Origin of the sequence: Salsuginibacillus kocurii DSM 18087 (genome assembly GCF_000377705.1) — a bacterium.
Classification (GTDB): Bacteria; Bacillota; Bacilli; order Bacillales; family Marinococcaceae; genus Salsuginibacillus; species Salsuginibacillus kocurii.
This window is the reverse complement of record NZ_KB898623.1, coordinates 233,457-246,915: the sequence shown is the minus strand read 5'-3', so window position 1 is coordinate 246,915 and position 13,459 is coordinate 233,457. Positions and strand designations below refer to the sequence as shown.

At 40.9% G+C, this 13,459-nt stretch carries 13 protein-coding genes; 9 read left to right on the top strand and 4 right to left on the bottom strand.

All coding sequences use genetic code 11. The features are described 5' to 3' along the window. Positions 1–177: 177 nt before the first annotated feature. Both D469_RS0101290 and D469_RS0101285 read left to right on the top strand, forming a co-directional pair. Positions 178–1,575 carry an aspartate aminotransferase family protein gene (locus tag D469_RS0101290; protein ID WP_018921545.1) on the top strand — a complete coding sequence of 466 codons (1,398 nt, stop codon included), beginning with the start codon at positions 178–180 and terminating at the stop codon, positions 1,573–1,575. Between the two features lie 72 nt (positions 1,576–1,647). Beyond that, positions 1,648–2,502, top strand: coding sequence for a MurR/RpiR family transcriptional regulator (locus D469_RS0101285; RefSeq protein WP_018921544.1), 855 nt, complete (start codon positions 1,648–1,650; stop codon positions 2,500–2,502). Positions 2,503–2,604: 102 nt separating this feature from the next. Here the strand turns inward: D469_RS0101285 and D469_RS0101280 are convergent, their stop codons facing one another. Next, positions 2,605–4,596, bottom strand: a complete 1,992-nt coding sequence (locus tag D469_RS0101280; protein WP_018921543.1) for a TRAP transporter permease — start codon at positions 4,594–4,596, stop codon at positions 2,605–2,607. A gap of 448 nt (positions 4,597–5,044) precedes the next feature. Beyond that, complete coding sequence (locus tag D469_RS0101275; RefSeq protein WP_018921542.1) at positions 5,045–6,124, bottom strand: TAXI family TRAP transporter solute-binding subunit; 1,080 nt, start codon at positions 6,122–6,124, stop codon at positions 5,045–5,047. 775 nt (positions 6,125–6,899) lie between these two features. Here D469_RS0101275 and D469_RS0101270 point away from each other — a divergent pair. The 7 genes from D469_RS0101270 (at position 6,900) to D469_RS0101240 (ending at position 11,735) form a co-directional block, all read left to right on the top strand. After that, positions 6,900–8,000 carry an AI-2E family transporter gene (locus D469_RS0101270; RefSeq protein WP_018921541.1) on the top strand — a complete coding sequence of 367 codons (1,101 nt, stop codon included), beginning with the start codon at positions 6,900–6,902 and terminating at the stop codon, positions 7,998–8,000. A gap of 30 nt (positions 8,001–8,030) precedes the next feature. Beyond that, the gene (locus D469_RS0101265) at positions 8,031–8,402 is read left to right on the top strand and encodes a rhodanese-like domain-containing protein (protein ID WP_018921540.1); all 372 of its coding nucleotides are present in this window, start codon (positions 8,031–8,033) and stop codon (positions 8,400–8,402) included. A 221-nt stretch (positions 8,403–8,623) separates the two neighbouring features. Further along, the gene (locus D469_RS21910) at positions 8,624–8,764 is read left to right on the top strand and encodes a lmo0937 family membrane protein (RefSeq protein ID WP_018921539.1); all 141 of its coding nucleotides are present in this window, start codon (positions 8,624–8,626) and stop codon (positions 8,762–8,764) included. Positions 8,765–8,862: 98 nt separating this feature from the next. Beyond that, a complete protein-coding gene (locus D469_RS0101255) occupies positions 8,863–9,867 on the top strand; it encodes a hypothetical protein (protein ID WP_018921538.1) in 1,005 nt (334 codons plus the stop codon). 84 nt (positions 9,868–9,951) lie between these two features. Then, entirely contained in the window at positions 9,952–10,275 is a 324-nt protein-coding gene (locus tag D469_RS19370; protein WP_018921537.1) for a hypothetical protein, read from the top strand. A gap of 117 nt (positions 10,276–10,392) precedes the next feature. Beyond that, the gene (locus D469_RS0101245; protein WP_018921536.1) at positions 10,393–11,238 is read left to right on the top strand and encodes a YitT family protein; all 846 of its coding nucleotides are present in this window, start codon (positions 10,393–10,395) and stop codon (positions 11,236–11,238) included. Between the two features lie 116 nt (positions 11,239–11,354). Beyond that, the gene (locus D469_RS0101240; protein ID WP_018921535.1) at positions 11,355–11,735 is read left to right on the top strand and encodes a BsuPI-related putative proteinase inhibitor; all 381 of its coding nucleotides are present in this window, start codon (positions 11,355–11,357) and stop codon (positions 11,733–11,735) included. A gap of 354 nt (positions 11,736–12,089) precedes the next feature. On the opposite strand, the gene D469_RS0101235 is transcribed toward D469_RS0101240, so the two are convergent. Beyond that, positions 12,090–12,407 carry an AzlD domain-containing protein gene (locus D469_RS0101235; protein ID WP_018921534.1) on the bottom strand — a complete coding sequence of 106 codons (318 nt, stop codon included), beginning with the start codon at positions 12,405–12,407 and terminating at the stop codon, positions 12,090–12,092. A gap of 1 nt (position 12,408) precedes the next feature. Further along, a complete protein-coding gene (locus D469_RS19365) occupies positions 12,409–13,134 on the bottom strand; it encodes an AzlC family ABC transporter permease (RefSeq protein ID WP_051081154.1) in 726 nt (241 codons plus the stop codon). Positions 13,135–13,459 lie beyond the last annotated feature (325 nt).

Sequence of the window (13,459 nt, the reverse complement as noted above, 5' to 3'; positions counted from 1 at the left end):
TCAAAAATGACAGGAGTTTTCATTGTGTAAAAAAAATCGATGAATTATTTCCTCCAAATTATAAATATAATGAAATAACCCCTTCACAAAATGTACAAAACCCCGTATTATGAAATTAAGAATTCATTCGTTTTTTATTATGAAAAAATAAATTCTTAAGAGAGGGATCGGTTAGCGATGGCAGTTGAAAAATTTCAACAACACCCTGTGCAGGAGTTAATGGAGAAAACAGAAGGGTCTAAACGATTTATGGAGGAAGCAAGTGATGTAATGCCGGGTGGTGTTACAGCCAATATTAAACACTTTGCTCCACGTCCAATTGCAATGAAACATGGCAACGGTGCTCGCTTAACGGATGTGGATGGAAATGAGTACGTTGATTATTTAATGAGTTATGGTGCATTAATGCTTGGGCATGGCCATAAAGACGTTAAAGAAGCTATGATTGAACAAATGAATGAAGATGGCACCTGGCTGTTTGGAGCACCACATCAGCTTGAAATTGATATGGCCCAAAAGTTAAAAGAATTATATCCAAGTATCGAGAAACTCCGTTATACCAACTCTGGTACAGAAGCTACCTTGCTCGCTCTAAGACTTGCAGCAGCGTACACAGGAAAACATAAAATAGCAAAATTTGAAGGTCATTATCATGGTGGTTATGATCAAATGCTTGTCAGCGTAAATCCTCCTGTCCATGAAGCGGGAGAGGAAAGCACTCCAGTTGCCACTTGTGAATCTAAAGGCATGCATGCGTCTCACCAACGCAATACTATTGTCCTTCCATTTAATAATTTAAAAGCGTGCAAAGACATTTTGCGCGAACACCGTGATGAGGTTGCTGCTGTAATGATTGAACCGGTTCAAGCTGGATTTATCCCTGCTGAAGAAGCATTTATTCATGGACTGCGTGAAATTACCGAGGAACTTAATATGGTCTTGATCTTTGATGAAGTTAAAACTGGGTTTCGTGTTCATCTAGGTGGAGCTCAAGCATTATATAATGTAAAGCCGGACTTAACAACGCTAGGTAAAGTAGTCGGCGGCGGGTTTCCAGTAGGGATGGTCGGCGGAAAAGATGAGATTATGATGACTTCAAGCCCTACGCAAGGTTCTGATGTATTCGACAGCAGTCAGAGTAAAACATCCTCAGCCAAAGATGTCCTTTTTCACAGCGGTACGTACAATGGACATCCGATGATTCTTGCAGCAGGGTTAGCTACCATTCAAGTTCTTGAAAAAGAAATACAGGATGTCTTTTTTAAAACTGAACAGTTAAAAAAGCGGTTGGAAAAAGTATTTGCAGCGTATAATATCCCAATGAAAGCGGTTGGCAGCGGGTCAATCTTTAGTGTAGTATTAACAGATAAGAAGAAGATTCGTAATTACCGGGATCTTCAGGATACGGACCTGGCCACCCGCAAAGAAATTGATATTGAGCTTTTGAATGAAGGCATTTATACAAAACCGTTAAACCGGTACAGTCTCTCAACAGCTCATACGGGCGCAGATATTGATAAAACCGTCGCTGCTTATGAGCGTGTGGTGCCGAAGGTGTATGGAAGATCCCGCTAAACACCCCCGATTCAGGGGAGATTTAGCGCATAAATAACAACCCGTTGTTTATGTAAAAAGGGATGATGCTACATGCTTGAAAGTGATGTGTACCAGCGAATCACAACGATGCAGGACCAGATGAGTAAATCACAGCGAAAGATTGCCAATTATTTAATTAACAATCCAGAAACAGCCCCCTTTTTAACAGCGTCAAAGCTAGCGAAGCACGTAGAAGTTGGAGAAGCTACCGTGGTTCGCTTCGCTGTCTTTCTTGAATATAAAGGCTATCCAGATTTGCAGCGCCATCTGCAAGAAGCATTGCAGCGCAAATGGACTTCTGCAGAAGTGTTTGCCCGGACCACCGATACCGAAGAAGCTCCAGAAACGGCAGTGAATGAAATCCTGTCAGATGATATTCAAAATTTAAACATGACGCTTCAGCAAATTGACCCAAAGGTGTTTGAACGGGCAGTTAATCAAATTATTGGGGCCAAACGGATTTATATTATTGCTTATCGGAGTGCAGCAAGCTTAGGATTATTTTTGGAATTTTATCTTGACCTTGTATTGCAAAATACAGAAATGGTCACTCAAGCGGACGGAGTTTCTGAGCATCTACTAGATATTACAGAAGATGATTTAGTAATTGGATTTGGATTTTCTCGCTATACAAAACGTACGGTTGAAGTTTTAAAGTATGTAAAACAGCGCGGGGCAAGAACGTTAGTCATCACCGACCACTTAATGAGCCCGCTCGTTCCTTACGGAGATGAAAAGCTTTTGGCTGCTACTGAAATCAATTCTTTTATAGATTCCTTTTCGGCCCCGCTTAGCATCGTCAGTGCGCTAGTTACCGCAGTCACAAGATCGGAACATGAGAAAGTGGAAGGACGTTTAAAAGAATTAGAAGGTTTGTGGCAGACATTCAGTGTATTTGAAGATTGACTTAGACGTAAATAAGTTCTGGCAAACCATATACAATAGCATGAATAAAAAAGAAGAGCTGTCCTTTTTTATAAATAAGGGCAGCTCTTCTTTTAGTAAGGCTTATGCAGTCTGGAGATTATCATGGTCTTTTCGGTTGCGCAAGTACTGCACAATGCCAATTAAGATTAAAATACCGATACCAGACAGTGAGATCATTAAGCTTCCTGGATAAATTGCCAGTAAGCCGGCAGCAAGCAGGAGAATTCGTTCATACCATTTCGGGTGTGCGAAAAAGTAATTCATCATACCTGCACTTACTCCGATCATGCCAATTAAAGCAGTTAACAAGGCAGGAGCAAGCGTGGCGAATGTAGCCTCTTCCAATACTAATACAGGATTGTATACAAAGGCATACGGAATGATGAAAGCAGCTATTGCTATCTTGAATGCATTCACGCCGGACGATAATGGATTAGCTCTAGCGATACCAGCCCCTGCATAAGCGGCAAGGCAAACTGGCGGTGTAATATCTGCTACAATGCCGAAGTAAAAGACAAACATATGGGCAGCAATATCAGGTACCCCTACTGCAATCAATGCTGGGGCTGCCATCGAAGCAGTAACCACATAGTTAGCTGTGGTCGGAAGTCCCATACCGAGCAAAATACAAGCAATCATAGTATAGAACATGAGAAGGAAGAAGTTTCCTCCAGCTAAATTGATGATTCCTCCAGCAATAATTCCGCCTAGGCCAGTAGTTGTTACTGTGCCAACGATAATGCCAGCAGAGGCACAGGCAACGATCACCGGTAAAGCCACACGGGCTCCTTTTTCAAGCGTACCTATCATTGCAGGAATGGTAAGCCTTGTGTCTTTTCGGAAAAAGCTAACTAGAAAAGCTGTGGCGATACCATATAGAGCTGAATAAGTTGGCGTGTACCCATTCAATAAAAGCGTAATGATGACTACAAGTGGCGCAAGTAAATCAATTCGCTTCATAATATTTTTCATTGATGGAAGCTCTGATTTTGGAAGACCACGAATGCCTTGCTTTTTGGCTTCAAAATGCGTCCCCATAAATACTCCGGAAAAATATAAAAGAGCTGGAACTAATGCTATGACGATAATTTCACTATATGGAACGCCAGTATAATCTGCCATAATGAAAGCCGCTGCCCCCATAATAGGAGGCATAATCTGACCACCGGTAGAGGCGGAAGCCTCGGCTCCGGCAGCAAACTCCGGCTTGAATTTTGATCGTTTCATCATCGGGATGGTAAAGGACCCCGAGCTGACCGTATTTGCTACAGAACTTCCTGTAACCATTCCTTGGAATGCACTGGCAGACACAGCAGCTTTAGCCGTTCCTCCAGTAAACCGTCCTGTTGCTCCAAACGCCAAATCGTTAAAGAATTGACCAATGTTTGTTTGAACGAGCATTACTCCAAAGAATAAAAATAGATAAATGAACGTGGAGGAAATTTGTATTGGCGTACCAAAAATAGCTTCGGTACTATAGAACATCCGCTCCATGTATGAAGGCCAGTCAAAACCAGAGTGGCGGAATTCACCAAAAATGGCCATGTTACCATAAACCCCGTACAATAGCGCAGCTGCTGCAATAACTACAATCGGGACCCCAACAGCTCTCCTCGTTGCCTCTAAAAGAAGAATAACACCGAGAAAAGCCACAGTTGTATCTAGTGTGCTATAGCCATGAATAATGACCTGAGTTGTTAATTTTTCGTAATTCCAAATAACATAGAAGTTACAGAACAAGGCGGTCATTGCTAAAAGCGCATCATACCAAGGCACGCCTCTTTTTTTAGTGAGTGTTCTCTTAACTGGGTATAAAATAAAGATTAAGGCAAGGGCGCTTCCTAAATGAATAGCACCTTGCATAATCGATGTATAAGGTCCACGTAAGCCAGTATAAAGATGAAAAATCGTAAGCGAAATTCCAATAATCGCAGCTACCCATATCCATCTTCCAAGATCACGACGAACGGCCGATTCTCGGTCGTATTTCTCAAGTATTTCCGTTTCACTTGGCTGTTGAGTATTCTCGTTTATCTCATCTGTTGAGTTATTTTTGTCATCATTGTTTGCCAAAAGGCCCACCTCCCGTCTAAGTTATAAAACCAGTCAATGTAACCAGACTGGTTTCAAAGAGTGTATGTACAAGCTAAGGATATCATAACAGAAAAGAATTGGCATGTCCCGCTTTCTATGCATAAATTCAAGGCTTTTCTAATACTTACATTTTATCCTTTTCTTAAGAGAAGGATGGGTTTTCTAAAAGGTTATGGCTTTTGAACGAAGAATATCCTTTTCATCTCCTGGAGGCGGACGTTTTCAGCATGGTCAACGCTCTTCTTCTAAAGGCAGTACGTGTTACGGGAGTTCACTTACCATTTTTCGTTGAATTGGTCCGTTTCATTTGAAAACACTAGCGATTGCGAAAATAGCCTCCGGAAAAGACGATCAAACTACACGTTAAAAAAAGAGGCTGTCTGCAATAGACAGCCTCCAAGTAGAACAAAAGTACAAGTAAGTTGAGTTAGTCAAGCAGACCTTCTTCTTCGAAGAAGCGTTCCGCACCAGGGTGAAGTGGAAGGTCATCAGAACCGTTCATCACATCTTCAAGCGTCAAGTGTTCACCTTGTGTATGCGTCACATCATCAACGTTTTCATACAAGCCTTTTGTAATCTCATAGCCCATATCCTCATCGATAAGGTCAGTAGAGCCAACAAGCACAGCATATGCTGTAATTGTGCTTACTTCGCCATCGAGGAAATCGTAATCGTCTTCAGTGATAGTCATTTGCTCGTAACCAGACGTTTCTTCGATTTCTTCAAGGGCTTCACCTTCAACTTCTAGAAGAGTGATGTCGCGCTGGTTAGCAAGTTCATCGCCAATTCCAGAATCAGGAAGTCCTAAAAGGCCAAAGGAAGCATCTAAGTTTCCATCTTGCATACGGTCGGCTGCATCGCCAAAGCCTTCATCAAATGCATTGTAATCTCCTTCTTCAAGCCCGTAAGCTTCAAGAATACGCTGGGAAGCATCGTTTGTTGCTGAACCAGGTGGTCCTACAGCAACATCTGCACCTTCAAGATCAGAGATTGATTCGATTCCAGAGTCTTCAAGCGCTACAATCTGCATAACCTCTGGGTAAATGTGACCCATAAAGCCCATGTTGTCTACTTGAGCACCTTCAAAATCACTCTCGCCTTCAACTGCATCAATTGCAGTAAGGTGCACGGTCATGCCAAGTCCTAAATCACCTTGACTAATCATAGCAATATTTTCAACAGATGCATCGGTAGCCACAGCACTTACGTTAAAGTCATCATGGTCAACATTATCATTCATAACTGTAGCCATTTCTTGACCAAGTGGATAATATGTTCCGCCAGTAGATCCTGTACCTAGCTGAAAGTCGCCAGCATCGGCATCGGCACCAATTTCTTCCTCTGCTTCGTCTTCATCAGCATCTTCGTCTTCATCTTCAAGGCCGTCTTCTTCCTCTTCAAGGTCATCCAATGCCTCATCTGTGTCTTCCGGCGTTTCACCACAGGCAACTAGGATTAAACCGAGTGTAAACACCATAGCTAGTAGTAGCATTAAGCGTGACTTCATTTGTACTCCCCCTTTTCTATGTTTACCAGTGAACAGATGTTCACATTATTTATTTTAATGAAAGGTTTATAAAGTGTCAAAGACTTTGTTAGAAGATGGGAAAGATACTATTAAAAAACATTGGTGGTTTCTCATCTGCACGCGAGAGGGAGCTATGCCCTTGGAGAAATTATTGCTTCGTTTTTTAAAGCTGGTTTTCTAACAACTCCATTTAATAGAAGTAACGGTAACTAGCTGTTAGTAAAGAAGAATGGATTTAGTAACAAAACAAGAGCAAGGTGCATTCATATCAGCCACAGTTAAAAGGAATATGAAACTAGTTTCTTAAAGATCAGCCGTGTAATAAGCATAAAAGAACAGGAAAAAAATATGGATAATACGTAAGCAGCGTAACAGAGGGAATAAGCAATCTGTACAGCAGTTTCACATTAGGAAACAGGACTTAGCGTTGAGGGGCAACATAATGGCTGGGAATAACCGTATATTTTGAGAAAAGAACATTCATGTTTTAAAGATACCGCCCTACTAAAGAAGGTCATGAAAGAACTATCACTACTAAACTTTAACAGAGGTTGTTAAAATTGAGGAAAGAATATATGTCTAATAATGAGTCTGCGACAAGGCTACAAATTAGAAGTTGTTTTAAGAGTGCATATGGACATTTGAATACAAGTTAATAGATAGTTTTTACCGGATTTTATAGGAGCCATGGAATAGTGAAGCAAACTCCTATCCTGTGCTATACTTGAAATAAATTAATAAGCTTGGTGATGCTATGCCTCAAGGGAAATATTTTCGAATAGGATATGCAATAATTATTGTAACCCTAATTATTTATCTATTATCAAAAATTGATTTTGTCTTTCAACCACTTTTTATGATTTTGCAGATTTTGTTTACGCCGATTGCGCTTGCAGGGGTATTATTTTATTTACTTCGCCCGTTTGTGAAGTTACTTTCTAACTGGATGCCCAAAGGCATAGCTATTCTACTAATCTACGTTACAGGCGTGGGTATGCTTACAACAGTGTTTTTACTCGTGGGCCCGGAAATTCAACGGCAATTTCATAGCTTGGTTGCAAATATGCCCAGGTTTATATATGAAGTTCGGGACATGTTTATTGAATTGCAGAACAATGAACGTATTGCGCAGTTCCAGGCCCAGAACCAGCAGTTTTCGTGGGAAGAGCTTACTAGGGAAGCAGCTGCCTATATTAATAACTTTGTCCAGAACTTAGGAGCTAACGTCACAAATGTTCTCGGTGCAGTGGCTAACTTCTTAATTCTTCTTGTGATCATTCCTTTTATTCTGTATTACATGTTAAAAGAAGGAGAAAAAGCACCTAATCAAATTACGCGTTTTCTATCTCCTAAAAATGAACAAGAAGCTAAGAGAGTATTAGGGGATATGGATGCAGCGTTAAGCTCTTATATCCAAGGGCAGATCATTGTAAGTTTTTGCGTCGGGGTGCTAGTTTACATAGGCTATCAAATTATTGGTTTAGATTATCCGTTAATTTTAGCCCTGGTAGCCATGTTTACGAATGTGATTCCATTCATTGGTCCGTGGATTGGTACGTTTCCTGGTGTAATTGTAGGGCTGTTTGATTCTGTATTAACTGGTTTGTTAGTTGTTCTTGTTGTTGTGATCGTCCAGCAGATTGAGAGCAATTTGATATCTCCGCAAGTTATGGGAAGAAAGCTATCCATCCATCCGGTAACGATTTTATTATTATTACTTGTAGCCGGCCGCTTTGCTGGGTTGATAGGCTTGATTTTAGCTGTCCCTACGTATGCAATTTTAAAAGTGATTGTGAGTCATACGTATCGCTTAATTAAACTCCGTCACAATCCAGCCGATGATTCGTCGCTCTAAACGATAATAAGGAAGAAAGGGGCGAGAAAGGTGAGTTATTACCTTGAAGGTGTGGAACAGCTTGGTCCTGAAGAATTTAAACAGCTCGTTTATGATGACGAAGATTCAACCATTATTATTGATGTGCGTGAAGCTGAAGAATATAAAGAAGGACATATTCCAGGCGTACCTTTTCTGCCCATGCACCACCTGCCAGAAGTAATTGACCAATTTCGAAAAGACTATTCTTATCTATTCGTATGCAGAAATGGTAGCCGTAGCCAGCATGCAGCCCTTTACTTTAAGGCCCATGGCATTGAAAATGTGCGAAATTATGCAGGCGGTATGCTAGCTTGGGATGAACCTATCAAAGAAGGGATAGAATATCCGCTTCGCTCAATTTCAATTTTATATGAAGCATAATCCTTCATTCAAAGGGTCGGTCTCTGCCGGCCCTTTTTATTTTTCCTGTAAAACATGATGAAAAACAACATATGAAAACAAGCTTTCATTAAAGGACTTCTTTCTTAGTTTATTATTTTATATTTTCGTAATAAAAAGTCTCGTTTTAAAGAAATCTAAAAAGGTAATGTACGAATTATAGCCATTATTGAGTGATAGTAAGAAACAAAGGAGGTCTTATCATGTGGTTTATTATCGGTTTAATTATTATTTTATGGTTATTAGGATTTAGTTTTGAAGTTGCTGGAGGATTAATTCATGTTCTACTTGTAATTGCGCTCGTTCTGGCAATTTTCAATTTAATTACTGGCCGTCGAGTTTGACGAGAAAATGAGATGGAAGGGATACGCCTTCCGTCTCACTTTTTATTAGGATATAATAAAACTACTAGAAACAATTACCGCTAGAAAGAGGTACATATATGAAAAAGTTAATTAGTAGTTTCTTAGTTCTCAGTTTTCTTTCTTTTTCACTAGTCATAGAATCATTGCCGTTTGCTAAGTCAATTGAAGCTTCAGAAGGTCTATTTGATAACGGGCTGGAAGAGGAGCTGTTAGAGGAAAATCAATACGATACAGACCCAGCTTCCATTGATTATCCAGAAGAAGAAATGCTTGAAGAGGAAGAGTCAGGAGTGCCTCTCTATATCGATGGTCAAAAACAAACCTATACAGGAGAACCATTTTGGGCTGGGGGAGAGCTATTTGTTCCGCTTCCGGCTGCTGTTCAAGTATTAAATGAATTTGAAGATACAGCCTCGGTGCGGGAAGAATCTGTTCCCTATAGTGAAGACGGAGCAAGAAGATATCTCGAAGATGAAGAGTTAGTTCAAGAGGTTGGAGGACAGGAAAGTGTAGCAGTGCGAAATATCGAAGGTTTCGGTGTCCAGGCGTATTGGTATGATAATCCTCCCCGCCTTCATTTTGAAACCGCTGATTTATTAGAAGTAGAAGGCCTGCGCCCAGGTGTTTCCCAACAAACGGTGGAAAATAGTTTTAATGTTGAGTGGGGCTCGGCTTACAGTAGTAATGCAGACTATATTGGCTACTATGGCGATTTACATGAGTTCACTTATACAGATCGTTACGGTCATGAACGCAGTGGAGATGTACCAGATATCCAATTTGAACTAAAAGACAATGAACTTACTTATATGATTCTGTCCTCAGACGACTACCAGACGACAAAAGGAATAGAAGTAGGAGATCAGTTATTTGATGTGCGCAGAATGTATGGGCAGCCTACCTTAGAAGAGCGCATTGACGGCAAACAAGTTTATATTTATCATGTGCGGGATGGTTCGCTCTGGTTTATTAGTGATGAAGATCAGGACATTGAGAGGATTGGGTTGTGGAAGTATCAAGTAGAAACAGAAACATCAGTGAACGACATGGATGAGCAGGAGAACTCTCGCGATGAGGAATAACTCTTCCTCAACTGGAAATGACGTTTATAATCACTCTGCAAGGGAAAAGTAAGATTAGACGTTGAAATCAGGGGGGGAACCTTTATGGGAAAATCGACAATTGTTTGGTCAACGCTTGCGGCTGGAGTAGCTGGAACCACACTTTATTTACTACGTAATGATGAACAACGAGAAAAAGTTGTTCACAATTCCAAGCGCTGGTTAGCAACTGTACGAGGAAGCCGCAAAGAGGAAGAAGATGAATATTTGCGTGATAAAATTGGCCATTCCGACCCTTTAGATGTTGCTGATAATAAAATGGTCGATGAAGGCGCAATGTATTCAGTTCTCCACTACAACGAAAAACAAGAAAATGATGAACATGCCTTTGAACCGACCGAGGAAGGCGCAGAAAGACCTAAACATTAAGAAACTTTAGAAAGACAAGGGAAAAGGCACCCTTGTCTTTCTAACTTACAATTTATTCAGCCTTATATCAAAAGACGTCATTGAATGGATAAATGATACATAATCGGGGTGTCTTTATTGATTACTCGTGAAACCACATTATGGACAGAACTAATTAAAATAGGAGTTATTGTCATTGGGGCATTTGGCGTAGCAGTTGGACTTAACTTTTTCCTCATTCCCGCAGATGTGTTTGCGAGCGGAATGACTGGTATAGCCCAGATATTGGCTGCTTTATTGCCGTTGTCCGCTGGTATTCTCTTATTTGCTCTAAATATTCCCGTAGCTATCTTAGGGTGGAAAAAAGTAGGCAGGCTATTTACTTTTTACAGTTTTATGCATGTAGCCTTGACGACGTTCTTCCTAGAAGTCCTGCCTATTTATGAAATCTCTGAGGATATTTTATTAAATGCAGTTTTTGGCGGGGTGATCTCAGCTGCCGGAGCTGCTCTTCCTTTAAAATATGGTGCTTCTGCAGGGGGGCTGGACATTATTGCTCTAGTGTTGGCCCGTATGAGCGACCGGCCTGTAGGCACTTATTTCTTTTTATTAAATGCTATGATCGTCCTTGCAGCAGGAGCATTGTTTGATCTTGAAGAAGCTCTGTATACATTAGTGGCCATTTACGTAACTTCACGGGTAATCGACGCTATTCATACACGTCATGTAAAATTGACAGCAATGATTGTTACTAAAAATGCCGATGAGGTTCGCGAAGCAGTTCATGAGCATATTACTAGAGGAATTACTCGAATGCCTGCAAAAGGCGGATATGATGCGAATGATAAAGAAGTGTTGATGATTGTAATAACTAGATATGAACTGTATACGCTTAAACAAATTATTGAAGAAGTAGACCCCGAAGCCTTCACCAACGTAATGAATACCTCTGGAATCTTTGGTACATTTCGGAAGGATAGTTAGCATAGTATTGGAGGAACAGGAAAGTGGGAAGGTTCTTTCTATTAGTTACATGTATATTGTTATTGCTTGCTTCTTGTCAGACCACAGAAACCTCGCAAAATAAAGGGGGAGAAACAGTGAAAGAAGAATGGGAACTATCAGTTAGTCTGGAAGAAGAGGAAGATGAATGGGTGGTGGAAACAGAAGTATCTAACCCGACTTCTGAAGATCTTGTACTCACGTTTCCTACCTCCGAACGGATTCGAGTACAATTGTTAAACAGTAAAGGGGCGGAAATCTATAATTCCAGTGCTGACAAAGTATTTGCCCAAGTCATTGAAGATGTTCTCGTCGAAGCAAACACTTCGGCTTCGTGGACTGAGCATATATCAGCTCATGAAGTAAAAGAAGATATTGATACCTTGAAGGTAACTGTAACTGCAACCCACTGGAATGGAGAAGAGATTCCTGAAGCCGAGCGGGCTCTCCGCATGGATTGGCCTGATGATTTTCAATAAGAAGTAAAAAAGACTCCGAAATGGGTAACGGAGTCTTTTTTAGTTTGCTTTAAAAGAAGGAATTGTTAACGTTTGTTGTTGAACTGTAGCAACGTAGCAAAGGCGGTGACTCCTGGGAAAGCATGTTCTTCAAAAACCCGGAGACACCCTCAACAGGAATGCTCTAGCAGGAAAGGCACTGAGGTTACGAATCCATTCATCCATTCACCGCTAGTTGCATTCATCATCATACCATTCACCTTATAGTGAGAAGTAGTTGATGAGAGTGGAGCAAGTAAGACGCCTTACAGTAGCTGCTGTAAGTGCCGTGTAAATCAACAAAGTCTTTTAAAAGGCTCTAAAAGAAAGGCCAGTTTAGAAAAACGGTTCAACAAAAAGATTTAATAGTAATAGGGCAAAGATAGCTGAAAAGACAACTACGATCATATGAGACCCCCGATAAGCAAAGAAAAAAGCTACAGCACCGCCAAGTAGGCCAAATAATACATTGTCATGAACCCATAAGATGCCAGGGAAAATAAGGGCTCCTAAAGCTGCATAAGGCACATTTTGCAATACATTTTCAAGCCAGCGCGGCAAGGTTTTATTTCCTAACCAAAGGAAGGGAATTACTCGGGGCAGGTATGTCACAATCCCCATGCCAGCAATTAAGAGCAAGATTTCTATAGACATCCTACAGTTCTCCTTTCATTTTGCGGTCATAAATGCTGCGAAGTTCAAGCAGGACAGCAGCTGCTATGGTTGCAAGAACAATCGCCCATCCTTCGGCCATGAATAAAGAGAATACCCCATTTAACAAGGCAGCTGATATGGCAAGCAGGATTACTTTTCGATTTTCTTTCATCGCAGGCGCCAGCAGGGCGATAAATAAAGCGTATAGAGCGATCATCATACTGTTTTGAATAAGGTCTGGCAAGAATCCCCCCATCCAATGACCTATGATAGTATTTGCTACCCAGCTTCCATAAGCAATAAGGAACACTCCAAAAATAAAACCAGTAGTGACTATGTTGGGGCGTGTAGCTGTTACAGCAAAAACTTCATCTGTTAAACCGAAAGCATAACCGGCTTTCTTTAATGGTTTATCAGGTTCTGACTTTTTTTCTAAAGATGCTGCCATTAAAAAATGGCGAATATTAACGATAAAGGTGGTAAAGATGATCTCAAGAGCACCAGTTCCAATCGCAATTAAATTTAAAGCCATATATTGAGCAGCCCCTGCAAATACAAACATGCTCATTGCAGTCGCTTCCATTAAGGTAAGGCCAGTAGTCTCCGCTAAAAATCCAAAGGTTATGGCTGCAGGGGCGTAACCAAGAGCAATTGGAAGACCGCTGGAGAGCCCTTGTTTAAATTGAGAATTAGATAGAGTTTGTGTTTCTACATAAGCCAAGTTCATCCCTCCATTGTCTAAGCTGCTAGTATGGCATAAGAAAACTCGCCTGCCCGGCGAGAATTAGTCTTTCATTCGATATGGGGAGTATTTTTAAAAGTGCACCCTGCAGAGCGAAGCTTGAAGCGGTTTGCTGCCTTTCGCAGCTAAAGACCTGGCAGGGCGGGTTTTCAGAGGAAATGCAAGTATTGTCCGTGACAAAGTAGACACGGCGAAGTCAAACGAAGAAAAGACCAAGCTGATGTCGAGCTTGTGCCTGTAGTGAAAGCATCCACCTGAGCGAAGAACTGAAACCACTATATCATACAAACCTAATGTTTTATGAACCTGT

Bases quoted from the DNA above. Each gene is read 5' to 3' on its own strand.
- D469_RS0101255 (WP_018921538.1), top strand. From the start codon at position 8,863: ATGAAAAAGTTAATTAGTAGTTTCTTAGTTCTCAGTTTTCTTTCTTTT.
- D469_RS21910 (WP_018921539.1), top strand. From the start codon at position 8,624: ATGTGGTTTATTATCGGTTTAATTATTATTTTATGGTTATTAGGATTT.
- D469_RS19370 (WP_018921537.1), top strand. From the start codon at position 9,952: ATGGGAAAATCGACAATTGTTTGGTCAACGCTTGCGGCTGGAGTAGCT.
- D469_RS0101235 (WP_018921534.1), bottom strand. From the start codon at position 12,407: ATGTCTATAGAAATCTTGCTCTTAATTGCTGGCATGGGGATTGTGACA.
- D469_RS19365 (WP_051081154.1), bottom strand. From the start codon at position 13,134: ATGAACTTGGCTTATGTAGAAACACAAACTCTATCTAATTCTCAATTT.
- D469_RS0101270 (WP_018921541.1), top strand. From the start codon at position 6,900: ATGCCTCAAGGGAAATATTTTCGAATAGGATATGCAATAATTATTGTA.
- D469_RS0101275 (WP_018921542.1), bottom strand. From the start codon at position 6,124: ATGAAGTCACGCTTAATGCTACTACTAGCTATGGTGTTTACACTCGGT.
- D469_RS0101285 (WP_018921544.1), top strand. From the start codon at position 1,648: ATGCTTGAAAGTGATGTGTACCAGCGAATCACAACGATGCAGGACCAG.
- D469_RS0101290 (WP_018921545.1), top strand. From the start codon at position 178: ATGGCAGTTGAAAAATTTCAACAACACCCTGTGCAGGAGTTAATGGAG.